We start from the raw sequence: 24431 nt of genomic DNA on the forward strand, positions 1-24431 counted from the left end.
AGTCCATCACGGGGCGTCGTCCCGCGGCGCACCCCGAAAAAGCCCCCTTGTCCGGGAAATTCAACAGCACGGGGCACGCTCCTACACCGAATGCGGCATGCGGCCGCGTTTCGCTATCGCGAGTTGCAAAGTCGCCAACGTGAGCCCGTCGGACGGATCGCGAATGCTCCACTCCGCAGTCCTTCAGCGTGGCGCATCTGTATCAGCAATGTGAGATCAGCTCTACTATCATCGCGTATGCCGGCAAAGAAACACTCCACGTGCGGCTCGGTGAATCGATTGACGGTCGTTATCGCGCACTGTTCGCAATGACCCGCATATTCCGCATGATCCAAGTCATGCGTCGGGCACATTGGGTAGCCAGACAACGATAGCTATCGCTTCAAATTTAGTACAACGCGCGCCAAAAAAAGAAGTCAGAACTCGTGCAGATCAACGAGCGGTGCCTCCGAGGCGTTGCAGCGCGAGCGCTTGTGAGACCTTGGTGGCGAGTTGCTGCCCTAGACGCGCGCCGATCAGATTCAGCATCAGATCAAGCGACGCGGTACCGCCGGTACAGGTAAGTCGGTCCCGGTCTATCGCGAACCGATCATCGACAAAACGCGCCCGAGGGAACATTTCATGAAATGCGGCACGGTGCTTCCAATCCACGCTGCAGCGGTAACCGTCGAGTTGGCCGGTCGACAATAATGCATGCGCACCCAAAGAAATACCGCCAAGCGGGACTCCAAGCTCGGCGAGCATTTGTATCGTCAGACGCACCTCACTGTCTACAACATCGGGGATCCGGTTGCCTCCGCAGAAAAGCAACACGTCGGGGAGGTGCCCTGGATATAGCCTTTGCGTCGGAAGTACCGGAATTTCACCACTCGCGACCACCGGCGCGCCATCAAGCGAATAGATCGACCAACGGTAGTGATCTGCGCCTCCGACCTCATTCGCCATCCGCAGCACTTCCAAAGCGTAAAAGAACGCAATCATGGAGAAGCCGGGCAACATCAAAAAGCCGAAGTGTTCCAAGGATGTGCCATCCGAAGCGCTCGATTCACCAGCGACTGACTCCACATCGCCTCCCTGTCAAGGTTTTTTCTACGTATTGCGAAGCGTACTCTTTCAACCGATCCAGTACACATAGATCACGGAAGTTGGTAACGCCATAGTAAAGCCGCACCGGCTGCCCGCAACTCCCTTTGTGCGCCAAATCGTCGAGCATGCCAAGAAACGCCGACAACCCCGTGCCGCCCGCAACCATCACAAGTGGTCTCTCCACTTGACGCAAATAGAATGCTCCGAGCGGGGCCTCGAATTCAATTACTTGTCCTGGCTCGCACCGCTCACGAACGTAGTCGCTCATGGCTCCGTCTGGAAAAAGCCGAATCCGGAACTGCAACTGATTTCCGTCGTCTGGCCTGTTGGCAAACGAGTATGTCTCCCTGGCTTCAACCCGCGTGCCTCCTGAGTCGCGTCACCCACACCGAAATGCAAAGCGCTAGAAAGGGATTAAAGCTTGAACCCAAATCCGATCGCCGGCAGGCCGGTTTTTTGCAACAAATTCATGTTGCCATTTTAAAGACACGCCCCCGTTTTCTCCCCCGTAGGTTATCTGTGGTCCAATCGAAACCACTTGTTGTCGCATACCATCCTGAACAGAAACACCCTTTACCGTGTCGTCAGAGAATTGAGTCGCAGCATATCCGCCCATCCCGATCATAAGCTTTGGTACCGATTTGAATGCATGCCAGTCGATTCCGTATTCTAGAAAAGCAAGCGATCCAGAACGATAACTCGTCGTCGAATTCGTAGTGTGAAATTCAGTGCCGACCGTTAGGGAGACGTCAACATCCCGATTGGGAAACCAAGTCGCAGCCACCAGTGGGGTAAAGGAATAGAAATTGTTCGAAACATTGCTGCCGGTTGGTACGAAGGCGATAGCGGTGGCATACCCGACCACGGCTCCCCCGGCAAGCGACCACGTTAGGTCGATTGGCTCGAGCGCAATATTGCCTACGCCGATCCGATTTTGCGAGCTGAACATAGTCCGGACGTTCGCGTCAATGACCGGCGCCGACAGCGTCGACGCCAATCCAAAGGGCCCAATCCGCAGATCCCAGCCGTGGACGAAGCGGAGGGAATCGACCACCACATTCGCCTGAAACCCAGGAACCGCATTGGCCCCACTCGCGTTTGTGAATGATGTTGCCCGGTACACCTGAAAATAGTTCTCGAACCACGTAGTTCCCGGTGCCGGATAGGTTCCTCCCAGCAGCGTATTAACGCCTAATGGATACGATGTCATTCCCAGCTCAGTTGCGCTTGCGTTTCCAATACAACCAACACAAACACAAGCGACAACCGCGGCGGATAACTTTATGCCAGCTTTAATCACCCTATTCTCCTCCAATTTTATTTATTTGACGACCCTAGCAGTGAGCAAAAACCAGCACTAGCTACCGAACATGGCGCCTTCAACACGTTGTCTATTTACTTTTTCGATAATCTTGGACCACTGCCATCCCAGTTGACAATTAATTCAACGACCGTGCATGCACCTCAATATTGACGGCTCAACGCTCGAACTACTTCGCGAACAGCCGAAGGTAGAACGGAATAATTTTGGGTGGGGCTTCGCTTGGCTCCGAGTTGGAGCAATTTTTCGCAGAATAAGTAGCCATTTTTCTAACGGCCAGCGATGTTTCGAGAAGATGAGATTCTCGTTTCGGCAACACGCAGGACTGGCGAAGCTGCAATGCCGACAGCCATGTACCTCGGATGAATGTCGGAAGGCAGCTATCCTGTCTACCTTGACTGGGAAAGTTTCGAACGGATCGAGGCCATGCGGCGCGATAACCATCCGGAGAACCAACGAAACCAGACAGGGGGTGCCCCGCGACGGCGCAGCCGTGCTTCAGGGCATCGCCTGGTGCGGACAGTGCGGCCACAAGATGGCGGTGCAGTACAAGAATGCCAACAACTACGTCTGTAACTATCTGCTGCGCAGCCAGGGCGGCTCGTTGAGCCAGCACTTCCCTGCTGATTTGATCGATGCACGGGTCGTGGAGGCCTTTCTCGCGGCAATCGGACCGGCTGAGCTGGAAACCTGGGCGCTTGCAAACCATGCGAGACAGCAGACCTGTGACGCCGCCAACCGGGCAGAAGCGCAGCAGGTCGAGCGGCTACGCTATGAGGCGTTCCTGGCCGAGCGCCAATACAATCGGGTCGACCCGGATAACCGCTTGATCGCAGCCGAACTCGAGCGAAGGTGGGAGACTGCGCTGCGCGACCTGCGGCAGGCGGAGGATGCGTTCGCCCGTCGTCCGGCTGAGCCATGCAAGCCGGAAGCACTGAGTGATGAAGAGCACATGACTTTCTTGCGCTCGGTGCCCGGTTACCGGAAATCTGGCTGCGACCGCAAGTCAATCGCGAGCGCAAGAAGGCCCTGCTGCGTTCCTTGATTGATAAGGTGATCCTCCAGCGGGTCACGCGTGACCGAATTACAATCCGTGTTGTCTGGCGAGGTGGCGAAATCTCCCAGCTGGAGGTTGAACCCCGCATGCATGCCGTGTCGGCGCTCTCGCGGGGCACCGAAATGCAGACCCGCCTGCTTGAACTCGCGCGGCAAGGCATTGACGACGCCACGGTCCCACGATCGCCGCACTACTGACACAGGAGGGGCACCGCTCGTCACGATGCAGCCATGTGTCCGCAAGTACGGTACGGGTCATCCGGCAGCGGCATCGTGTACTGCACGATGCCAGATCAATGCGTGCGCGCCACATCTCTGGATGGTTGACCATTGCCGATGTCGCGAGATCCTTGGAGGTTTCGACCTCGTGGGTTACGCGACGCATCGTGCGGACCGTGATGACCTTAATCGCATCTTGCGATTGCACCGTCGAGATCGCGTTACCAGCGTAGATCGGGCGTTCGAACGTATCGGCGCTGTCTACTGCAGTGATATCGCTGATTTGCGCGACATCAAGCGTGGCCGCAATACGCGGCGCGATGTTCTTGCCGTAGGCGGTCGCTGGCGCGATGATGTGCGAGTAGTCTTTCGCGATATTGAGCACCGTGCCATCGACGTTCTCGGCCAGTCCCTCGGCAAGTTGCGGTGCATCGGCCAGTAAACCTTTGATACGCCCGCGATCTGCGCAGCGGCCTCAGCCGCGCCCCGCGCGTTGGAGCCAGCGACGAGTATATGAACGTCGTGACTCGAGACAGTAGCGATCACCGCTGCAGCGGTCACCGTATTTAGCGTGGCCGCTTTCAGCGACCCGTTGTCGTGTTCCGCAATTATCAGAATCGTCATTTCGTCCACCTCCCGCGTTTTCCTGAGAGCACCTTTGCTTCGGTCTTCAGCTTCTCGACCAGAGTTTTCAAATCCGGTACCATCACAAGATGCCAAGTGCACCCGAGCTTCACACACAACCGCTCCCGCTGCTCACGTCATTCGGGACGGAGGCGACATCATGAATCGCCGAAAACCGGAGTTACTTGCTAGAGCAATGGCTGCTGCTAGAGTCGGTCCCGAGTGTGATCACCTTCTGCGAGCGGGCTTTGTGCTGATCAATGGTTCCGGTCGCCTCGCAGACTTTTGGGTGCGCTATTCTGACGGCTATGATTTAGTTATCCTTGGCGATTCGATGATCGAGGATAACGCCGATACAACACGCGGCGATCTTGATGGTAAAGCAACAGTCAATCGACTTGAACGCCTTCACAAAACCCGGCGCGATTCAAGCCAACGTCTCACCATTACCCAAGAGCCCTCATCCCATCACGAGATCTAGGGCGAGCGACGATAAAATTACGCGGCGGGCTAGCTCACCCGTGGCAAGGTCGCAGAGACGAGCGACCAGCAGAGCGTGGCGGCTGCGTTCGATACATCGGTAGCCGCCCCTTCAAATGGAAGTCGCGACCGATGAAAAGTGCGCGCTGTCGATAGACACGAAACACCGTGCTCGTTCAGTCAAAGGGCGGCGGATCTGCAGGACGAAGGTTTAAATAGATATGCAGATGGAACGACAGCGGACGGTCCCCCGAGCGCGCCCACAGCGAGCGTTGGCACAGTCACGCTTGAAGCGGAAGAACCTTCTTCCTTAAACTTGAAGACAGCCATCGAGACTATCAGATTCGTCGCCTGCTCTTCAAGAGAACGAGCTGCGGCAGCGGCCTCTTCAACGAGCGCTGCATTTTGCTGCATCATCAAGTCCATCTGCGTGACCGCCTGATTGATCTGCTCGATGCCCCGGCTTTGCTCATCGGAAGCAACAGAGATCTCCCCCACGATGCAAGACACCTGCTTGATCGCCTGCTTTACTTCGTTCATCGTCGATCCTGCCTCGGCAGCCTGCTTGGCACCATCGTTAATCATTGCCACTGACGTGCCGATTAACTCCTTGATCTCCTTCGCTGCAGCTGCCGATCGTTGTGCCAAGCCGCGAACTTCGCTGGCGACAACCGCGAACCCGCGGCCCTGCTCACCGGCGCGTGCGGCCTCCACCGCAGCGTTAAGGGCGAGAATGTTGGTCTGAAATGCAATGCCCTCGATTACGCCCGTGATCTCGGACACCCTCGTTGAACTGCCACTCAGTCTTTCGATGGTACCAACCATGCCTTGCACAGCAATATCCCCGGCATCCGCCATGCCCACCGCCCGGTTTGCCAAAGCGTTGGCTTGGCGGGCATTATCGGCGTTCTGCTTCACGGTTTCCGTCAGCTCGGTCATGCTCGACGCGGTTTCTTCGAGTGACGCTGCTTGCTCTTCGTTGCGAGCCGAAAGGTCAGCATTGCCAGCCGCAATTTCTCCAACACCCAGGCAAACCGACTCCGCTATTGACCTGATACCCTGGCCAGTCTGGGTCAACTGCTCATCCATCGTCTTCAATGATTTCAGCAACTTACCGAATTCATCGCGCCGACGAACCTCGAGGCGGTTGTTAAACTGGCCGCTCGCAATCTTGCTTGCAAAGTTCACCGATTCGCGAAGCGGCTCGGTGATTTCACGAGACAGATATAACATGGCGCCTGTCGCACCAATGATACCCACACAAATCAGAGTAAAAGCGATTGCGCGAATAACGTCGAAGGTCGCATTGCTATCGTTGCGGAACTCTTTCGCTCGGCCTGCATTCGCGGATAGTCCGTCATCCAGTGCTTTGTCAAGCGCTCTTGTGATTTCACTGTTCTTTTCAACAATCGACGAAACGAGTTCGAAATTTCCGGCCTCCAGTGCCGGCACCAGATCGTCAACACCTTCTTTGAACTGAGGCAGCAAACTGTTGACGCGATCAACGATATCGTGCGCATCGTCATTCGAAGCCCTGTTGCCGTAGTAGTCGTTCCAACTCTTGCTGATGCGACTCTGACCAGCACGGATACGTTCTAAACTGGCTTTCGTCTGAGCCGGGTCGCGGAGAGACTGGGCACGTCGGATCTGAAGTCGAATATCGAGCTGCGCCGCACGCACGTCAGCGAGTGCCAAGATTGGGACCACGCTTCCGGAATAGGATGCGTTCATGTTCGCGTTCAGTCTGGATATCCCAACCAGTCCGAAAACGCCGGTCGCGATGATGAGCACCAGACAGACAGCGAATGCGAGAGCAACCTTGAATTTGATGCTTCGTGCGAGGGTCTCCACACTTGCTCCGTAATATTCTCGAGGATCTGGACGGCGTCTACTAGCGATCAACCGATCGGGTCAGAGAGGAGCTTCGCTTTCTGTCGTTGCTTGCGTCAGGTAACGAATATCCCAACCCTGTGCATTGCGAGACCACTTAGCACCCGGCGAGGCCGGCCTCCCGGGCGGTAAAATCTACATCGTTTGGACGTCGGTACTGCAATACGAGAGAAGGTCCATCCACGCCAACCCTCTCTACCGGCCAATAGGATGACAAGACTATCGTTCCCCCTAACGAGAGATCTAGCGTCCCGTCACGCCGTCGCCGTTTAGTGCCTATGCGCATACCACAGACCCCACCCTTGCTCCGAGCGCGCCAATGAAGGACACGGCACAAAGGGTTTGCGACGGCTTCGTTCCGTGAATCTGGCCGCTCGCGCGCGATTGCAATGCCCGCTAGGGCAATGGCGGCATCTGCGGAAAGCGCGGCAGGCCCTCATGCATCAGATGCCAAGGAGAAGCAGAAGCGACATAGATGTGCACCGACGGCTTTAAGTCGGAAGCGTCGTCCAACGCGCCGAGCTTCACCGGTGTAAATGGCGCTCCTGCGGAGACGCTCCACAATGGCGAACCGCAATCTGGGCAAAAGACGCGCCCGACATCCTCACCGCTGTCGGCCTTACTTCTATAGATCCTCACGTCCCCACTAGTGATCTCGAGGGCGCCGTTTGGTGCATAGCCAACATACGCCGGCGAACCACCCGACGCCTTCTGACAATCTGAGCAATGACAAACCCCCACACCCAGCAACGCAGCGGTGATCCTAAAGCGGACCGCACCGCAAGCGCATCCTCCAGTACGTTCGTTCACTCTCTCTCCTAAGCCCGGGTTTAACGCACAATCGACGTATGTTGGTTGATACGCCAAGTGTGATGCCGCAGTGTTACTCTTAACATGCTCGTGCAGCTTGAGCGCCACGCGCCTGCCGGTCGCGTATTCGATCCCTTGGATCGCCTCCGATGGGAAACCGGCGCCATGTATCAACGCTGGACGCCCTTCCCCTATTGGCTCGAGTTTCGGTCGGCAAAAACGCAGATCAACGAGCGGTCGTTCAGGCTTATTCGAACTTCCGCCGTACCGGCGATCTGTCGTTCTGCTGCCGTGCGCTTGCTCGCGTCGGCTTCGCCAGATATCAGCAGTCCATTACAAGTAAGCGCTTCGCAGAGGCGGTCCGCTCAAGTTAGTTGGACGCCACGGAAGTGAGCGACTTTTCCTTTCGCTCCTCCGCCATCTTGGCTTTAAGAATGTTTCGCGCGCGGCTGCTGGCCGCATCACCGGGCAACCAAAATAGCTTCATATCAAGCAAGTCTTGATCTCCGATGTTGGTCTGTTGGTCCTCAAGCATCGGCTTATCTTCAAATTCGAAGGGATACCGCATGTATTTGATCGTCTCTTCGGCAAGCTTCTCTGCATTCGGAACACTCTTCGGGAACGCATATGCGTACCAGTAGTGAGTGGTTTTGGCTGTCTCTGGCGTGAAGAGATGAGCAGCGGGCATGTCATAGCCCTCCGACCGCGGCCTTCCCGTTGGGACCGCACTCGGAAAGATAACGACGTTCGCCGGCGCGTTCCACCGAATATCAATCCACCGGTCGACAGGCTTACCAACCGGCGTTCCGAGCATTTTCGACATGCCTTCCGTCACCATTTCCTCAGTAATGAATCTATTGGACCAAACGGTTTCCCCATCTTGCTTGGCTTCATAATGACCGCCGGAGACTTGCCCACTCCCGAGGGTTGTGGGATGGAGAAATTCAATGTGGCTGCCATCAAGCAAATTATCGATTTCCAGCAAGTAGCTAGAATTCACGTGGATATAGTCACGCCCGCTAAAATGGGTGTCCATGAACTCGTAATCCGGAATCAAGCTCGCATCAGCCCGTTCGGCGTCTCCCATCCAGATCCACACACAGCGATGCCGTTCAACCACGGGATACGAACGAACCCGCACATTCTTTGGCGTGGCCCCAAAGGGATTCTTCACGCACTTGCCATCCATGTCGAAGACCAAGCCGTGATAGCCACACTGGATCGCGCCGTCGGTGAGACAGCCGCGGCTTAGTGGCGCCATACGATGTGGACATATGCCAGAGAGGGCCTTCACGGTTCCGGAGGGGTCGCGGAAGAGGACCACGGGTTCGTCAAGATATCGCCTCGAGAGTATCTTTCCCGGCTCGATCTCTGAGTCCCACCCTGCGCAATACCAAGCGTTACGAAGATATTCCACCACACTAGCCTCCAAGTTGTTTTGGACCTACGATTTCCTGAATCTACGTGACAAGAAAATATCCAACTATCCGGAAAGTGTCGCAACCTATCCCGATTGAGCTATTCCTGCAAAGGGGTCCGAGCTTCGCCGCGTCGTGACCGTACGATCGTTAAAGAGGGCGGATTCAACCGGCCGATGCAATAGTTTGATGAAATCGTTCGGCTGGGCTTCGTAGTCCGGCGTCTTCCTTGGGGGCTCGTTCAGCCTTCGCGCCACCGCGTTGAGTTTGGCCTGTGAGTAGACCGACAGGTCGATGCCTTTTGGGAAGTACTGTGTCAATAGACTGTTGGCATTTTCATTCGAGCCGCGTTGCCAGGGGGTGTTCCGGATCGGAGAAGTACACGGCGATGTTCGCGGCCAACGTGAAGAGCTTGTGGCTCGCCATCTCCGTTCCCCGATCCCGGGTGGGCGACTTATATAGAGCTCCTGCGGAAGCTTGCCCGCATGTTTGATCAGCGCATTGACAACTGTTTCGCTGTCTTTGCTGGCAATCTTCACCAACATCACATCGCGCGTCTGGCGCTCTACAAGTGTCGCAATCTGGCTGTCGCACAGGAGATCGCCCTGCGAGTGCCCCGGCACCGAACGGTCGTCCACCGTTGGCGGGTCCTTCACTGATTGATACCGCGTCGCGGACCCTGCCGTCATCGCCCGTTTTCTGCGTGCGATGGCGCGAGCGACGCATGGCCTGGGTACGCCGTAAATGCTCCAGCAACCCCTTCTTCAATGCACCCCATGCCTGAATGAAAAGACTGCGGTAGATCGTCTCGTGTGACACGTGGTACTCCTCGTTGCCCGGCCATGCGCGTTTGAGCCATCCAGCAATTTGCTGCAGCGACCACTGCAACGAGACCTTTGTTGGCCACGATATGAGCCAGCAACCGGTGCTCGACCAGTTTGCAGACTTTGGGGGCAGGAACCCATCCCATGCAACCTGGTCGGCGTGGCTGGCCCGATAGCCAGCTTGCGCACTGTTACGCTTAATCTCCCGATAGATCGCGGACGGTGATCGCGACAGTCGCCGGGCGAACGCCTGATCGACCCGCCTTTACGCCAGTGTTCCCACATCAACGCACCTCTAGCTTTCGCTGTAATAGATCCGGCGCCTCTGTTTCATTCGCAACACTCCCGCCGCTCATGGGACGCTCATCGTGTCGCATCGTTCGGTTGAATCCGCCAGTTGGTGCCGCCGTTCCGCAGGATGGGAAGTCAGACGCCGAATAGCACAATGCTCCGTCGGCAGCGGCTTTGATGCGTGGCTTCGGTCACAATGTAATTGTTCGGTTGATCGAGATCACGCTGCCGGATAAGCTGATCAATAGTCGTGAATACTCCGCCTTGGAGTGTGCCCAAACTGGAGGCCGAAAGTGCTAGAGCGCCCATTGTCGAAATACCGCCTATTCGATCGGAGCAGCCTCGACACGTTTATGTCCGCAGTGAGCGGGGCATTTGGGGGAAACGGCTACCTTTCAGCCGGCAGAAAGCAGACCTTCAACACATACTTTCACGGACTGCCTCTCGGCATCGGTGGGGTTTACTACCTTGAGTACGAAAGCGATATGCTCGTATCGTGGAATGTGACGGTCGGTTCACTCCTCCTTTCCATCCCAGTGGCGGGCCAGGCCTCCGTGTCGGTCGATTCGCGCGTTTTTAAATCAACGACGAGTTGTGCTGCACTGGCGCAGAGCGGTCAACGGTTGGAAATGGTCATTGAAAATGGCGCTCGCCACATCGTGCTGCGGGTGAATTCCAGCGCATTCCAAGGCGCGTTGCGTAGAATGCTCGATCGGGAACCGGCCGAACCAGTCTTTTTTGAGCCGGAGGTTGATCTTACGACCGTAGCAAACTGGGCACTCTTGCGAATAATCACCACGATGATCGAAGCAATTGATGCCGCAGACCAGCTCACCGGGCTTGCAATGCAAAGCTTCGAATCCTTAATTGTTGGTCAGTTGCTACTGGGCCAACCGAACAACTATTCCCGAGAGTTGTTCGGTGAATCGGGCAGTCCGAAATCGCCGGCGATCGCGCGAGCCGAAGACGTTATAAGGGCAAATCTTGGCGAACCGCTCACCGTTGACGATATAGCGCGAGGGGCGGGCTTAAGCAAACGGGCCCTTCAGACCGGATTTCGTCGTGCGCACGGAACAACCCCGATGGCTTTTCTGCGAGAGGCTCGTCTGCAGCGCGTCCGAACCGAGTTGTTAGGGGCGGATCCGACTAACACTTCTGTCACCAACATTGCCCTCAAGTGGGGGTTTCAGCACTTGGGCCGGTTCGCGGTTGCGTACCACCGCCGCTTCGGCGAGGCTCCATCCCAAACCTTACGATTTCGCGCCAATCAGGCGAATGAATTATCTTGATGCGCGCCGGCTTTCGCTATCGATGAAGACAATGGCGAACGGGGTGCACTGAGAATGCGATGACAGAGAAATCGGACCTAGGGAGCAGGATGCTGACCGGGCAGCGACGGGATGGTCGGCTGGATCTTGATGAAGACCCGGTGCAAGAGTGGGTGACACGGTGACACTATGTCTGAACGAGGCGCATCGAGTTCGCGCACAGCCATGGATCACGACGCCAATCCCGATCATTTGCGCCGCGGGGATACCCGGTATCAGCAACGACAAGTTCTGCACGCGCCTGGAAATTCGGAACCGATGGTGGACCGACCCACGTTCGGATCGGCGTTGCCAGATGTGCTGCGAGAAGTCCCGTTAACGTGGGCGTCACACCAGCGCTAGTACCTGTCGTCGCCGGGCTCGTGCTGCGCAGATGTTTCCGTCAGTAGATTTGCCCTTACCTGCGAGCACCGTCGCACAGGTAGTTGATGATTCGGACCTGAGCCTGCATTCGCGTGGCGAGCGGTACTTTTGTGACAGGATCCGCTTCGTGCGGCCGATCAGTTCCTGCAGGACCACGCGGCTGCCCTCGGCCACCGAGTCGAGTTACCGCTCCACATCGCGCATCACCCGTCCAACGCGCGAACGCAGCGTGCGCAATGCCTTCCTCATGCGCTTGTACTGCTTCGCGCGCGCGCAGCGGCCAATCTCCAGCCCCAGACGCGACGCCTCGCGGTTGTAGTTCTGCCTGAGCTTCAGACCGTGCGGCGCCGCGGCCTTCACCAGATGTTCGCGACACCGCTCGAGCAACCGCGAATCGGTTGGATGGACGATCGCCTTTTGCATGACGGTCGTGTCGACGATCACGCGCTTCACGCTCGCAGCCTTGATCATGCCGGCACGTTTTGCTGCCTCAATCGTCTCGGCCAGCAGCTCTTCAATACCGGCTTCGCCCAGCCGCTTACGCCAGCGCGTCACGCTCGATGGATCGATCGGTGGTTCGGTCTGCAGGTACGTCTCGCCAGTGAACACCTGCCAGTTTTGCCGCGTTGCTTGCATGCCTTCTACGACCGCGTGAACGTTTGAGGGCGTTGCCGATTGAAACACGACCCGGCCGCACATGCGATCGAGTCGCCAAATAACGCCCTAGCCGTCACGCCGTCCGGTATCTCAGGAAGAACCTCAACTGAACGACATTACCTGCAGCGCGGGATCTTAAGTGGTGACAGACAATGAATGATCGTCGGTTCTCTACGCGGCAGCCGATGCGCGGCTACGCCGCACCGCCTGATTGTCTCGGCCTTGCACCAAGGCCGTCAGCCGGAAGTCGAATTCGATTTCCTTATAGTCGTCGCTCTTTAAGCCCAGAGCCTTGCCGCCAGTCTTTCCCACAGCAAGTGGGATCAGGCCTTCGCGCGTGGCGTATGCGAAGTCATCCCAGATCAGCGGATCGCCTTCGATGTTGATCTGCGTAGTAAGTTTGCGGCAGTTTTCCGCGGTCACAAAGAAGTGCACGTGCGCTGGACGATTGCCATGCCGGCCCAGCGTGTCTAGCAGGCTCAGCGTCGCGCCGTCCGGCGGGCAGCCATAACCCGCGGGCATCAGCGTACGGAATTCATACTTACCGTCGGCACCCGTCCGCACCGCACCGCGCAGGTTGAAATCGCTTTGTGTACCGGCTGGATCAAAATGCGAATAGAAGCCCTTCGAATTGGCATGCCAGCATTCGACCACCGCGTTCTCAAGCATCTTGCCGCCCGGACCCGTCACCGTTCCGCGAATAACGGGCGGACCCGCGTCTTCGTCACCGTCGAGATCGATCCTTGATACGTGCTCTCGCACCGCAGCGCCCGCAACATACAGCGGGCCTTCGATGGTACGAGGCGTGCCGCCGTTGATCTGCGTTTCGCGGTCTTCCGCATCCATTCGAATATCGAGGTACTTCTCGAGACCCAGACCCGCTGCGAGCAGCGCCGCCTCGCCATCCTGACCGAGCCTGTTGAAATAGTTGACGCCGGCCCAGATTTCATCGGGCGTCATGTCGAGGTCGTCAATGACCCTGAACAGATCGCTCAGCAAGCGATGCGTGATCTGCTTTGTGCGCGCGTGGCCCGCATCGCCTGCGAGGTTCGCGGCAGCTTTCAACAAGTCCTGTACTTCCTCGCTTTGAAACACCTTGACGCTCATAATTCATGTCTCCATTCGTATGTGGGGAATTGGTTCTTCTGCGCTCAAGCGTCGTCGTCCCGGACCGACGACGGATGGCGGCACAACGGCGTCACCGAGATCTTCATGTACGGGAACAGCGGCAACGCAATGAGAATTTCGTGCAGCTCCGCATTGCTTTCGAGATCGAAGACGCTGTAATTCGCGTACTCTCCGGCAAGACGCCAGATGTGACGCCACTTGCCGCTGCGCTGAAGCGCCTGCGAATAGGCCTTCTCACGCGCCTTGATTTCATTTGCGACGTCGACAGGTATGTCAGCGGGGATATTCACATCCATTCGTACATGGAACAACATCGCTCGTGTCCTCTCAACGGGTGACTTTCATCAGACCATCGCGCGTGAATCGCTCGACAACGGCTTCATTCAGTTCGATACCAAGGCCCGGACCATCCGGCACCGTTAGTTCGAAGTCGCTGTAGTCGAGAGGCTTCGTCAGAATCTCTTCGGTGATCAGCAATGGCCCGAACAGCTCAGTACCCCACTGAAGATTCGCAAAGCTCGCGAACAGATGCGCCGATGCGACGGTGCTGAACGCGCCTTCGAGCATCGTGCCGCCATAAAGCTCGATGCCGGCAGCATCTGCAATGGCGGCGACACGCTGCGCCGCGAACAAACCGCCGCTCTGCTCGATCTTGATCGCGAATACATCGGCGCCGTCGTTCTTTGCAATCTCGAACGCGCTTTCCGGTCCCTGAAGAATCTCGTCGGCCATCAACGCAACCGGAAAGCGGCGCGTGAGTCGCGCCAAGGCCGCAGGAGATGCGACCGGCTGCTCGACGAGTTCGCAGCCCGCATCCGCCAGCGCGGGAAGCGCCCACGATGCCTGGGTCTCGCTCCATGCCATGTTCGCATCGACGCGTACCGCGGCTTGATCGCCGCGACGTGTGCGATGTCGGTCCTGATGGGCTTTGCGTCGATCTTCAGCTAGAAGATGTTGTGGCGTCGCGCTTCGAGCATCGTGTGTGCTTCGGCGATGTCGCGCGCGGTATCTCCTGAAGCAAGCGTCCATGCGACCGGCAGACGATCGCGACGTGGTCCGCCGAGCAGTTCGCTTACCGGCACGCCGAGGCGCTTGCCTTGCGCATCGAGCAATGCGGTTTCCAGCGCGCTCTTCGAAAAGTGATTGACCTTAACGAGCTTGCCGAGATGCGCCATCAACGCCCGCACGCGAGTCGCGTCCTTGCCGATGGACTCAGGCGCGAGATACGCATCGACCGCGAGCTTCATCGACTCGGGGCTTTCGGGCCCATAGGCCATGCCCGCGATGGTCGCGCCCCGCCCATGCCGACGATGCCATCGCTGCAATAGACCTTGACCAGCACGAGCGTCTGTCCGTGCATCGTCGCGACGGACAGCTTGTGCGGGCGTATCGTCGGTAAATCGACAAGACGGGTTTCGATACGTTCGATGATCGCTGTAGTCATTCTTCAGCCTCTGTTCATGCGGCAAGTAGGGTGCGCAGTGCAACGGCGGTATTGCGCAGTGCGTCGATATCGAGCGGCTTGCCTGCTGCAAGCAGCCGCTTGCATGCGCCCATGTCGCGGCCCGCATTGACGGCGGCGACGGCGGCGAGCGCACCGGTGTCATTCAGCGCGAGCACGCAAAAAGAACCCGAGGCCGGATCACCGCGCAGCACGGTCGTATGCGTGCCGTCGAAGAGGCCGAGTGTTTGCACGTTGCAGTCGTGTTGATCGGACCAGAGCCACGGTGCTTCCGCGTAGCGCTCTTCTGCGCCGAGGATGTTCGCCGCTGCGATAGCGGGCTGATTCTCCGCGACCTGCCACGATTCCACGCGCACATGGCGCTTCAGGAGCGGGTTGAAATGCATCGTGACCTCGCCCGCAGCAAAGATCGACGGATCATCGGTCCGGCATTGCTCGTCCACGACGATGCCGTTGGTCACCGCAAGCCCCGCCGCCTGCGCGAGCTCCACGTTTGGCACGACGCCGATCCCGGCGACGACGATATCCGCCGCGATGTCGCCGCGATCCGTCTCAACGATCGCATGACTTGCGCCGCGTCTCACGGCAAGCGGCTTCGTGTCGAGTCGCATGTCCACGCCTTTTGTGCGATGCAGCGCGTGAAGAAAGTCCGCCACTTCGCGAGGCATCGAACGCATGAGCAGCCGTCGCGCAGGCTCGACGACTACGACCGCACAACCCGCCTTGATCGCGGACGCCGCCACTTCCAGCCCGATGAAGCCACCGCCCAGCACCGCGACGCGTTTGCCCGGTGAAAGCGCCTCACGCAATGCGCGTGCATCGTCGACGGTGCGAACGTAATGCAGCTTCACGCCGTCATCGACATGGCCCGGAAACCGCCGCACGCGCGATCCCGTTGCAAGCAGCAACCGCTCGTATTCGATGCGTGCGCCATCGCTCAGCACGACGCACTTCGAGGCGCGATCGATCGCTTCCACGCGTATGCCGAGCCGCATATCGATACGTTGCGCGTCGTACCACGCGGCGTCCCGAACAAAGATACGGCGCTCGCCTTCTTCCGACAGCAGCGCACCTTTCGACAGTTCCGGGCGGTCATAGGGCAACGCACGTTCATCGCCGATCATGACGATGTGCGCATCCGCATCGCGCGCACGCAGCGTTTCGGCTGCGCGACGCGCGGCGTGTGCCGCACCAACGATCACATAAGGCTTACTCGACATGGATCTCGACCTGTCCATTGACGATGCGAATGGGATAGCTACGCACGGCTTCGGTCACGGGCGCACAACGCGGCGCACCGCTGCGGATATCGAAAAGCCCTTGATGCAGGGGACACTCCACGCAGCCATCTTCGACATAGCCTTCCGACAGGCGCGCATGTCCGTGAGTGCAAAGATCGTGCAACGCGAAGACTTCATCGCCGATACGGAAAACGGCCACCGGCTTGTCTCCCGCGACCACCGCGGAAGGCTCGCCTTCAGTGAAATCGTTGAGCATGCCGATTACTTGCCACGTATTCGTCGCTTGTTCCATGTCCGTTTCCTCAGATTGGCGTTGCGAGCAGCGTCTGCACGCGCGACGTGTCGTAAATCACGCGCTTGGCCTGATAACGGAGGCCGTCTTTGGTGCGCACGACCTTGTCGAAATACTTGCCCGCCTGATAGACGTTCGACTCGCCGTTGGTGCGCGTTTGGATCACGACGTAATTGCTCTCGGTTGCGATCACGCCGTCTGCGTCGCTCGTCACGGTGAGCCCCGACGTCATGTGCCGGTAGCTATGCTCCTCGTAGATGTTCGCGTGCCGCAACGACACCACGCGATCGCGCAGCATCTTCTGATTCGTGCAGTGGATGATGCCGACAGGCAAGCCCATGTCCGCGTTCTCCTTCGGCACGATCTCGTAGAGGCAGTCTTCCGTAAAAAGCGCGGGCCAGGCTTCGAGCCTGTCGTTATCGAGCGCGTTGATGTATTGGTCCTGCAGCATGTGCAGTTCGAACCACAGCTTCATCTGTTCCATGCGTCGCCTCGCTGCTCAATAGCCCATCAGTTTCTGATAACCGACCCAGAACTTGCGGATCAGGCTTTCGGTGATGACCGTATCCTGCTGATCAGGATTTGCGCGCGACATCTCGATGACAGAAGTCGCATCCGCATCGCGCACGGTCCCGCGCTGAACGAGTTCGGTCGCTTCGGTATCTTCCATCGAGATATAGCCGGCGGGACCGACGAGATTCGCCTGGTTAATGCGGAGCGCGCGCAACTCGGGTGTATCGTCCGCATAGCCGAAGAAGTGGAAGATCAGCTCGAAGTTGTTGGGACCTTTCGGCAACAACTGGCGTGCAACGAGCGTGTTGTGGATCTGCTGTACAACGAGTTGCGGGAAGATCGGCTGGATGTGATTCGTCGTGTCTTCTTCGTATTCGGAGACGAGGCCGAGAATGGAATCGTCTTCGAGCGCGAAACCTTCGTCGAACGAGCGTATGTTTTGCTGCTTGTATGCGGAGGACGTGTCTTCTCCCGTTTTCGTCACGGTGATGATGCTGTGCAGTCCATGCGTTGCGTCAGGAATCGAACGCGCCTTCATGCCGACGCGGAAGATGTTGAACGTCGTATGGAAAAGATGCAGCATGCTAGCGTGATACGGGTCCTTCACGTTCTCGAAGTACAGCTTCCAGTTGGACTTCGAATACTGACGCGTGCAGCCGAGATACTCGATCGGTTTGTGAAAGATGCGGTCGATCCACGGACGCATTTGCGCGCCGAGATAGTCGGACAGCGGACCGACTTCGTCGCTGAAAGTCGCGAATATGAGGCCCTTGTAGCTTTCGACGCGTAGCTTGCGCAGGCTGTGATTCTTCGGGTCGAAATCGGCGGGCATGCCCGTCATGCCTTTTTGTCCGCGCCTGAACGGCACGCCGAGCAGATTGCCGCTGTTATCGAAGCTCCACTGGTGATATACGCAGGTGTGCGATGTCGCGTTGCCGCGCAATTTGCGGCACACGGACGCGCCGCGATGCGCGCAGCGGTTCACCCACGCTGCGAGCCCGCCGTCTTCAAGTCTCGTGACGACGACCGGAGTGTCGCCGACGAACGTGCTCTTGTAATCGCCGGCTTTGGGGATCTCCGCTTCGAGCGCCACGAAATTCCAAGTCGGGCCGCGAAAGATGCGCTCCTGCTCGCGGTCGTACACAGCTTGCGAACTGAAGACCTTGTAAGGCACGCGCGAGCCGTCGTCGCGCGGAAAGTGAACGTGATCCGAGTCGGTCGGACCTTGAGGGCGAAAAACCAGTTCAGCCGTTTCCACGGATGTTCTCCTGTTGCGGGGTCGCCGTAATCGATACGTCACGGTGTCATCACATTTTTGATGAGAGAGGATGGCCGGTCTATCCACCAAAAACGCCGCTGATTAGAGTACTATCCAGAAACGGCGGTTTTTATTCGTCAGGACGTCGCAGCACGCGACACCCGGCCAAACCTGTTTTTTGCCGAATAGCCATGACCCCAACTTTATTCGCGCCCGCCGCATTACGCAGTTATCGGATATTCGAATCGAGCGATCTCGACGAGACGCGCGACCTCATCTCTCGTGTCATGCAGCCCCATGTGCTCGCGCCATCAGGGAAAGATCACGGGTACTCGTACATGGACTTCGTCAAACTGGGTGGGCTTGGTTTGGGCGCTATTTCCTTCGGCACGCCCATGCATGTGGATGTCGAATCCATCGATGGCTACTATCTCCTAATGTTCTGTCTGCGCGGTTACGCAGAGGTGCGCACCCCCGATGCGCCGCTTATCGTCGATCGCAACAATGGGATACTGTGCGCGCCGGGCCAGCCGTTTAACGCATGGTTGTCTTCGGACTGCGAGCAATTCGTGCTTCGCATGGATGCCGACGCTTTCAGAAAAGCTAGTCGCCAAGCAGACGCTCTGTTGTCGCCGCGGATATGCATCGACAGCCCGCTATTGCACGGATGGATGCAGCAGCTGCGCGCGCTCACCGGATCGTCGGCGCTGCTTGAAAGCGCACGCTCGAATGCCCAGATCGCTACGCATATGGAAGGCCTGTTGATCGAATTGCTCACCTGCTCGTTACTCAATGCACCCGGTGCGCCTGTCAAGCAATCGTCGATCGTGCCCGCTTTCGTCAAGCGAGCTGAGGATTTCGTTCGCGAACATGCTGGCGAACCACTGCTTCTTGAGGACATCGCGTCCGCGGCGGGCGTTTCGGCACGTACATTGCGCGAGCGCTTCCTTATCGTGCGCGGCACCAGCCCCATGCAGTTCCTGCGCGCTGTTAGAATGCAAAAGGCGCGCGAGGCGCTGCTCACCGCTGGGCCAACCGCTCACATCTCCGACATTGCATTGGCGTGCGGATTCTTTCATCTCGGCCGCTTTTCGCTCGCTTATCGAAAGCAGTTTGGCGAACTACCTTCGGAGACGTTGCGCGAGCGGCCGGCTCGATAGTTCTCATCGAAAACCGCTTCGACCGCAACTCAGAATTTGCTTTCGTTCGCGCAATCGCGCTAGTGACATGACTTCGGCAGGTCCCGGACCGGGCGCTGCCGGCAGAAGTCAAGCCATACCGACTCTGAAGTTCGACGTGACTTCGATTGGCAACCAGATAGGATCAGACGCCGCCGCAATGCTGCGGCAGGTCGATTTCAGCTTACCTTCGGCTCGTCACGTCCTATCAGTTAAAGAGTCAAGACGCAGTACCCAGTGCCCCGTGAGGATCGATCACAAATTTTTTAGGCACGCCTGCATCGAACTCAGCGTATCCGCTGGGCGCTTCGTCTAGTGCGATAACCTGAACATTCACCGCGCGAGCGATGTCAATGCGGTCCCACAGAATCGCTTGCATTAAGTCGCGGTTGTACTTCATGACCGGTGTTTGCCCGGTAAAAAAGCTGTGCGATTTGGCCCAACCCATGCCAAGCCGTACAGACAAGCTGCCTTTGCGTGCGTCGGCATCAACAGCCCCGGGGTCGTCCGTCACGTAAAGACCGGGAATGCCAATCTTTCCCGCAACACGAGTCACCTCCATCAACGAATTGAGTACTGCGGCAGGCGCCTCACGTCGCGAGCCGTCGTGTCCATGGCCGCGGGCCTCGAATCCAACGCAATCAATCGCACAGTCGACCTCAGGGTCGCCAAGGAGGGCTGCGACCTGTTCAGGCAATGTTGCGTCCAACGTCAGGTTCACAGTCTCAAAGCCGACATCGCGAGCATGCTGTAGACGGACAGGATTGATATCGCCGACTATCGTGACCGCCGCGCCTAGGAGCCGTGCTGAAGCTGCTGCCGCCATTCCGACCGGTCCTGCTCCTGCAATATAGACCGTCGAGCCCGGGCGAACACCGGCGGTCACGGCCCCGTGATAGCCGGTGGGAAGGATATCGGACAAACACGTGAGATCCCGAATTTTCTCCATCGCGCGGTCTCTATCTGGAAACTTCAGTAGGTTGAAATCCGCGAAAGGAACATAGACGTACTCTGCCTGTCCTCCAATCCATCCGCCCATATCGACGTAGCCATAAGCGCCGCCTGGCCGCGTAAGGTTCACACTCAAGCAAACACCCGTATTCTGCGATTTGCACATCGGGCATCGTCCGCAGGCAACGTTGAAAGGCACAGAGACCAAATCACCTTTCTCGAGGGTTAGCACGTCAGATCCGAGCTCGATCACTTCGCCAGTGATTTCGTGACCAAGTACTAAACCCCTCGGGGCGGTCGTTCTCCCTCTGACCATGTGTTGGTCAGAACCGCAAATATTGGTGGAGATTACTTTCAGAATGACACCGTGATTTTGCCGCCGGCCAGCAGGGTCGACCATCTCAGGGAACGGGATCTCACTGACTTCCACCTTGCCAGGTTCGACATAAACTACGCCTCGGTTTTGAGTCATATCTTCCTTGGGTTTGAGATTACATAGAACGATCAGTTACAACACGGGTGGAATGCGGCACTGCGGATCGAACTTCGAGCAGCGTCGATCTTTTGCGCCACAGTCTCCGAGATGTGACCAAGCCAAGTTCTAGATGGTTGCAAGCAGTGCGCGAACTACTGGACCGTAGGGATCACAAAGGGATTTGCACGTGCCTTGGTGATCTGTATCAAGTTCGACTATCGAAACCTCCGCGCCCTTGTCCGCTAGCCTTGCACCTAATTGCTTCCCAGAGCGAGCGAACCGACGCCCGTCGCCAGTGTTTCTTTCATCCGTCGCAAAAACAATCACGACTCGTCGCGGCACCCGTTGAATGTTACAGACGACGGTACCCTCTTCCCGACGCGAAGCATCTCTCACTAGATTAGTAGGGGAGTCTTCCAAGTGGTCGAAATTGGCGCCCGCGATAACAATGGTGTCGATAATGTCCACAGGTACGCCCGTTCTCTCTTGCCAATCGGCGCGAACTGCGGCAAGAGCGAGCATCAACGCTCCGGACGAATGTCCCATAAAGATAAGTCGATGACGATTTAGGCCATGCGCCGCGAGTTGTGTATAAAGCCATCGGACAAGCACAGCAACGTCTTCTACCTGGTCCGGATAAAAAGCATCAGGCGCCATTCTGTAGGACGCGGAGATATATGCGGCTCCGGCCGCTAGATACGGTTCTCCGATGTAACCGTATTGCCCCGGGTGTCCTTCTCGGAAGGCGCCACCATGAAGAAAAATGATGGTCGTAGTCGAAGAGGACACTTCAGAGGGAAGATAAAGATCTAATATTTGAGACGGATGGTCCCCATATTTCAGCCCCAAATGGTGTGTAAAGCGCGACTGCAGAGCAGCGGTCTTAGAGACCCCACTGGCATAAAAAGGCTGCCATGGGATGGAAAACTTCTCCGGATCTGTAACAGTCTTGTATCCCTTATATTCTTCTGGTTTCCGTATCATCTTCTCATCCATATTGTGTGCCCCATTGCGGGTATCCGTGACGTTTGAAGCGGCCCTGATCGATAAGGGAACTGTCGGCTTCCGATATATTGCATGGTACACGGCCTCTTTCCTTGCAAATCGGTGCACGTTCGGATCCGCTTCCTTCTAAGGTCGGGCGACAAAGCAGTAGATTCAAAGCTCTCCCAGTGAGACGGAGAAAGTAGGTGTCCGAGAAGTGGTTGGGCGACTTTGCCTGTCCGGTTCCGCGCGGCCGACATCGGTATTAGTCTTTCGTCAATCAGTCTCGCAACTCCGTCGACTGGTTTCGCCCCGAAAAGGCCAGTTTCCAAAAAACCGCCTTCAACGTGAGCGCCTTGCAGGCCGCTCCTGCAGAACGCTCACCGCGAGGTGGCGGCCGGATGCTAAAGATCCAAGACAAGAACCGGGGACTTTGAGCGAGAGCAACAAGGGAGAAATTGATCATTTGCTTCTCGTTCTGCCAGTGACAGATACATGTCGCGATGATCGGGCTCGCCAGACAAAACACGAGTCAAACACGTTCCACACACACCTTGCTCGCAAGAAGTTTGGACATTCACACCGACCGAAGCAAGCGCGTCTATGACTGTCTGATCACCATTGACCCGAACGCTTCTGCCGGTGCTTGCCAATACGACCTCGAAGCTATCGTCTGTCTTTGGCTTGGGAATGGAGGCGGAAAAGAACTCTTTATGCAGTTGTTCTTCGGACCAACCGAGCTCGCGGGCACCATTCAAGACAAACTCAATGAAGCCAAAGGGACCGCAAACGTAGATGTGAGTGCCTGGGGACGGCTCCCTCAGTACCGGTTCCAAGTTCAGGGGAGAAGGTCCGTCACCCTCGCTCAGATAATGATGGACCCGGTGCGAGAACGGCGAAGCCCCTATCCGGTCACGGAACGCCGTACGGTCCCATGTGCGCGTGCAGTAGTGGAGCTCAAAATCAGCATTCGTCTTGGCGAGTCGCTCTGCCATACAAAGGATCGGCGTAATCCCAATCCCCCCTGCGAAGAGCAGCGTCCGCCTCGCGGAATGCACCAACGGAAAATGGTTCTTGGGCGCACTGATCGTGATTCTGTCGCCTTGCTGTACTGAATCATGCATTGCGCTCGATCCTCCGCGAGAGCGTGGCTCGCGAAGAACGGCGATCGTGTAGCGTTGCGATTCTTCAGGGTCGTTGCAAAGCGAATACTGACGCGTTATGCCGTTGGGTAAGTGAACGTCGACGTGAGACCCAGCGGAGAAGGCGGGTAGAGCCAAACCTTCGGCGTGCTGCAAGTCATACACGAAGATATCATCAGCTTCTTTCACCTTGCGAGATACCACTACCTCGATTCGCTCTATGGAGCTCATCATTTCACCTTGCTATTGCGAATGAACTATCAACGGTCCGCCAGGCAGCGGACTGGCAGGACCCTTCCAAATCTTATGTATCACCGACTGCCCGTATTCGGCAGATATCCGAACTACGCTTTGCTTTTCTCCGCCGCCGGCAAGCCTTCAGTTTCGAGTAGCTGGGAAAGGTGCCGTCGAACCTTGATCGCACCCACGTCATTTATCCCTGACAACTCGCGGCGGGCATCCGCATAACGATCCGCATATATCTCCAAGTGTTCTAGCGCTTCCTTGTCTTCCTTCCTCGTCTTTCTTACGGACGCTAACAGCCAATCGTCGAACGAGGTTGACTCGATTTCCACATCTCGAACGAGGGAACTAAAACCAAGTGTGGTCGTTCTCGACTCCGGAGTTATGCCTTGATAGTGATACGAGGTCCCAAGGAGCTCTTGTCGGTTGGTCCCTGGCTCATAAAACTTTATGTAGGCCGTCGTGAAACCCGGACTCACGTACTCCGTGCCTAACTCGACATCGATTGGATCCGTCCTATGAGGAAACGAATACGCAACGTAGAGCATGCTCGGGTCGCTTCCAGGCAAAAAACGGGTCACTTTGAAACCAGTGCTGTCGACCGCATCTGGGGCCACGTCTCCTGCGCCCGGGGCATCGATCGACTGCAGATGAAGAAAACCGATATGGCTCAAGTCCATAAGATTGTCGATCATCAACGGCCACCGAGCCGGTATCGCCGTTAGCTCGTTCGCCAGGTTCTTCCAACCCTTTTGATCGCCGCCGAAATTTTCCAAAGGAGGCATCAAACTAGGATCTACTTCGTCTGCGAGGCCCATCCACAGCCATACAAATCCTGCGCGTTCTACACATGGATAAGTTCGTTGTCTGAAGTTTTTCGGACAATTGTTTTGTCCTGGAATGCGCGTGCACAATCCATCAACACTATATCGATACCCGTGGTAGGGGCATTGCAGTTCGTCGCCTACTAAGGTGCCCTCTGCGAGTGGGTAGTTTCGATGAGCACACAGGCCCCACATCGCTTTCGGTTCATTTTCTTCGGTACGATAAAGGACGATCGGCTCGTCCATGATTGTTCGCTGAAGCGGCTTGCGCGTCACTTCGTGGGAGAAGGCCGCGACATACCAAGCGTTTCTGATGAAATAATTAGTCGTTGTGAAGGGATACATAATTTACATCTCCATTCGATCCTGAATC

Annotated in this window: 18 protein-coding genes and 6 pseudogenes; 4 read left to right on the forward strand and 20 right to left on the reverse strand. The window is 57.0% G+C overall.

Translation table 11 applies throughout. The features are described 5' to 3' along the window. Window positions 1-450: 450 nt before the first annotated feature. From R8871_RS37805 to R8871_RS37815, 3 genes and pseudogenes are all read right to left on the reverse strand, one after another. A pseudogene (locus tag R8871_RS37805) lies at window positions 451-1065 on the reverse strand (AraC family transcriptional regulator); the annotation flags it as partial. Window positions 1066-1096: 31 nt separating this feature from the next. Then, window positions 1097-1429 (reverse strand): annotated as a pseudogene (locus tag R8871_RS38825) (FAD-binding oxidoreductase); the annotation flags it as partial. 60 nt (window positions 1430-1489) lie between these two features. Continuing rightward, window positions 1490-2386: a SphA family protein gene (locus tag R8871_RS37815; protein WP_175054997.1), complete on the reverse strand. Its 897-nt coding sequence runs from the start codon at window positions 2384-2386 to the stop codon at window positions 1490-1492. A 514-nt stretch (window positions 2387-2900) separates the two neighbouring features. Here R8871_RS37815 and R8871_RS37820 point away from each other — a divergent pair. Beyond that, complete coding sequence (locus R8871_RS37820) at window positions 2901-3452, forward strand: zinc ribbon domain-containing protein (protein ID WP_175054998.1); 552 nt, start codon at window positions 2901-2903, stop codon at window positions 3450-3452. A 39-nt stretch (window positions 3453-3491) separates the two neighbouring features. Here R8871_RS37820 and R8871_RS38905 read toward each other — a convergent pair. Further along, window positions 3492-4306: pseudogene (locus R8871_RS38905) on the reverse strand (hypothetical protein). Between the two features lie 160 nt (window positions 4307-4466). On the opposite strand from R8871_RS38905, the gene R8871_RS37830 reads away from it, so the two are divergent. Continuing rightward, the gene (locus R8871_RS37830) at window positions 4467-4787 is read left to right on the forward strand and encodes a hypothetical protein (protein WP_175054999.1); all 321 of its coding nucleotides are present in this window, start codon (window positions 4467-4469) and stop codon (window positions 4785-4787) included. Between the two features lie 179 nt (window positions 4788-4966). On the opposite strand, the gene R8871_RS38790 is transcribed toward R8871_RS37830, so the two are convergent. The 4 genes and pseudogenes from R8871_RS38790 to R8871_RS37850 all read right to left on the reverse strand — a co-directional run bounded on the left by R8871_RS38790 (window position 4967) and on the right by R8871_RS37850 (window position 10062). After that, complete coding sequence (locus tag R8871_RS38790) at window positions 4967-6637, reverse strand: methyl-accepting chemotaxis protein (RefSeq protein ID WP_175055000.1); 1671 nt, start codon at window positions 6635-6637, stop codon at window positions 4967-4969. Between the two features lie 435 nt (window positions 6638-7072). Continuing rightward, on the reverse strand, window positions 7073-7594 hold the full coding sequence (locus R8871_RS38910) for a GFA family protein (protein ID WP_407673259.1): 522 nt from the start codon (window positions 7592-7594) through the stop codon (window positions 7073-7075). 262 nt (window positions 7595-7856) lie between these two features. Beyond that, window positions 7857-8906, reverse strand: coding sequence for an aromatic ring-hydroxylating dioxygenase subunit alpha (locus tag R8871_RS37845; protein ID WP_322789535.1), 1050 nt, complete (start codon window positions 8904-8906; stop codon window positions 7857-7859). 163 nt (window positions 8907-9069) lie between these two features. Further along, a pseudogene (locus R8871_RS37850) lies at window positions 9070-10062 on the reverse strand (IS30 family transposase). A gap of 310 nt (window positions 10063-10372) precedes the next feature. Between R8871_RS37850 and R8871_RS37855 the strand changes: the two are divergent. Beyond that, the gene (locus R8871_RS37855; RefSeq protein WP_175055003.1) at window positions 10373-11308 is read left to right on the forward strand and encodes an AraC family transcriptional regulator; all 936 of its coding nucleotides are present in this window, start codon (window positions 10373-10375) and stop codon (window positions 11306-11308) included. Between the two features lie 507 nt (window positions 11309-11815). Here the strand turns inward: R8871_RS37855 and R8871_RS37860 are convergent. The 8 genes and pseudogenes from R8871_RS37860 to andAc all read right to left on the reverse strand — a co-directional run. Then, window positions 11816-12325 (reverse strand): annotated as a pseudogene (locus tag R8871_RS37860) (IS5/IS1182 family transposase); the annotation flags it as partial. Window positions 12326-12538: 213 nt separating this feature from the next. After that, window positions 12539-13474 carry a catechol 1,2-dioxygenase gene (catA, locus tag R8871_RS37865; RefSeq protein WP_175055004.1) on the reverse strand — a complete coding sequence of 312 codons (936 nt, stop codon included), beginning with the start codon at window positions 13472-13474 and terminating at the stop codon, window positions 12539-12541. Window positions 13475-13518: 44 nt separating this feature from the next. After that, window positions 13519-13809, reverse strand: a complete 291-nt coding sequence (catC, locus tag R8871_RS37870) for a muconolactone Delta-isomerase (protein WP_175055005.1) — start codon at window positions 13807-13809, stop codon at window positions 13519-13521. 13 nt (window positions 13810-13822) lie between these two features. Next, window positions 13823-14939: pseudogene (locus R8871_RS38915) on the reverse strand (muconate/chloromuconate family cycloisomerase). Between the two features lie 14 nt (window positions 14940-14953). Continuing rightward, window positions 14954-16177, reverse strand: a complete 1224-nt coding sequence (gene andAa / locus R8871_RS37880; RefSeq protein ID WP_175055006.1) for an anthranilate 1,2-dioxygenase system ferredoxin--NAD(+) reductase — start codon at window positions 16175-16177, stop codon at window positions 14954-14956. Beyond that, window positions 16167-16490 carry an anthranilate 1,2-dioxygenase ferredoxin subunit AndAb gene (gene andAb, locus R8871_RS37885; RefSeq protein ID WP_175055007.1) on the reverse strand — a complete coding sequence of 108 codons (324 nt, stop codon included), beginning with the start codon at window positions 16488-16490 and terminating at the stop codon, window positions 16167-16169. The genes andAa and andAb overlap by 11 nt, the downstream gene beginning before the upstream one ends. A 10-nt stretch (window positions 16491-16500) precedes the next feature. Continuing rightward, window positions 16501-16974, reverse strand: coding sequence for an anthranilate 1,2-dioxygenase small subunit AndAd (andAd, locus tag R8871_RS37890; protein WP_175055008.1), 474 nt, complete (start codon window positions 16972-16974; stop codon window positions 16501-16503). Window positions 16975-16989: 15 nt separating this feature from the next. Next, window positions 16990-18261 carry an anthranilate 1,2-dioxygenase large subunit AndAc gene (andAc, locus tag R8871_RS37895; RefSeq protein ID WP_175055009.1) on the reverse strand — a complete coding sequence of 424 codons (1272 nt, stop codon included), beginning with the start codon at window positions 18259-18261 and terminating at the stop codon, window positions 16990-16992. Between the two features lie 191 nt (window positions 18262-18452). Here andAc and andR point away from each other — a divergent pair, with 191 nt between their 5' ends. Beyond that, window positions 18453-19421: an anthranilate 1,2-dioxygenase regulatory protein AndR gene (gene andR / locus R8871_RS37900; RefSeq protein ID WP_175055031.1), complete on the forward strand. Its 969-nt coding sequence runs from the start codon at window positions 18453-18455 to the stop codon at window positions 19419-19421. A 238-nt stretch (window positions 19422-19659) separates the two neighbouring features. On the opposite strand, the gene fdhA is transcribed toward andR, so the two are convergent. From fdhA to R8871_RS37920, 4 genes are all read right to left on the reverse strand, one after another. Then, window positions 19660-20862 carry a formaldehyde dehydrogenase, glutathione-independent gene (gene fdhA, locus R8871_RS37905; RefSeq protein WP_175055010.1) on the reverse strand — a complete coding sequence of 401 codons (1203 nt, stop codon included), beginning with the start codon at window positions 20860-20862 and terminating at the stop codon, window positions 19660-19662. 129 nt (window positions 20863-20991) lie between these two features. Continuing rightward, window positions 20992-21861 (reverse strand): alpha/beta hydrolase fold domain-containing protein, encoded by an 870-nt coding sequence (locus R8871_RS37910; protein ID WP_175055011.1) that lies wholly within the window; start codon window positions 21859-21861, stop codon window positions 20992-20994. A gap of 392 nt (window positions 21862-22253) precedes the next feature. Beyond that, complete coding sequence (locus R8871_RS37915; protein WP_175055032.1) at window positions 22254-23222, reverse strand: PDR/VanB family oxidoreductase; 969 nt, start codon at window positions 23220-23222, stop codon at window positions 22254-22256. 113 nt (window positions 23223-23335) lie between these two features. Continuing rightward, window positions 23336-24403: an aromatic ring-hydroxylating dioxygenase subunit alpha gene (locus R8871_RS37920; protein ID WP_175055012.1), complete on the reverse strand. Its 1068-nt coding sequence runs from the start codon at window positions 24401-24403 to the stop codon at window positions 23336-23338. Window positions 24404-24431 lie beyond the last annotated feature (28 nt).

It is taken from the genome of Paraburkholderia sediminicola (assembly GCF_902859805.1).
GTDB lineage: Bacteria > Pseudomonadota > Gammaproteobacteria > Burkholderiales > Burkholderiaceae > Paraburkholderia > Paraburkholderia sediminicola.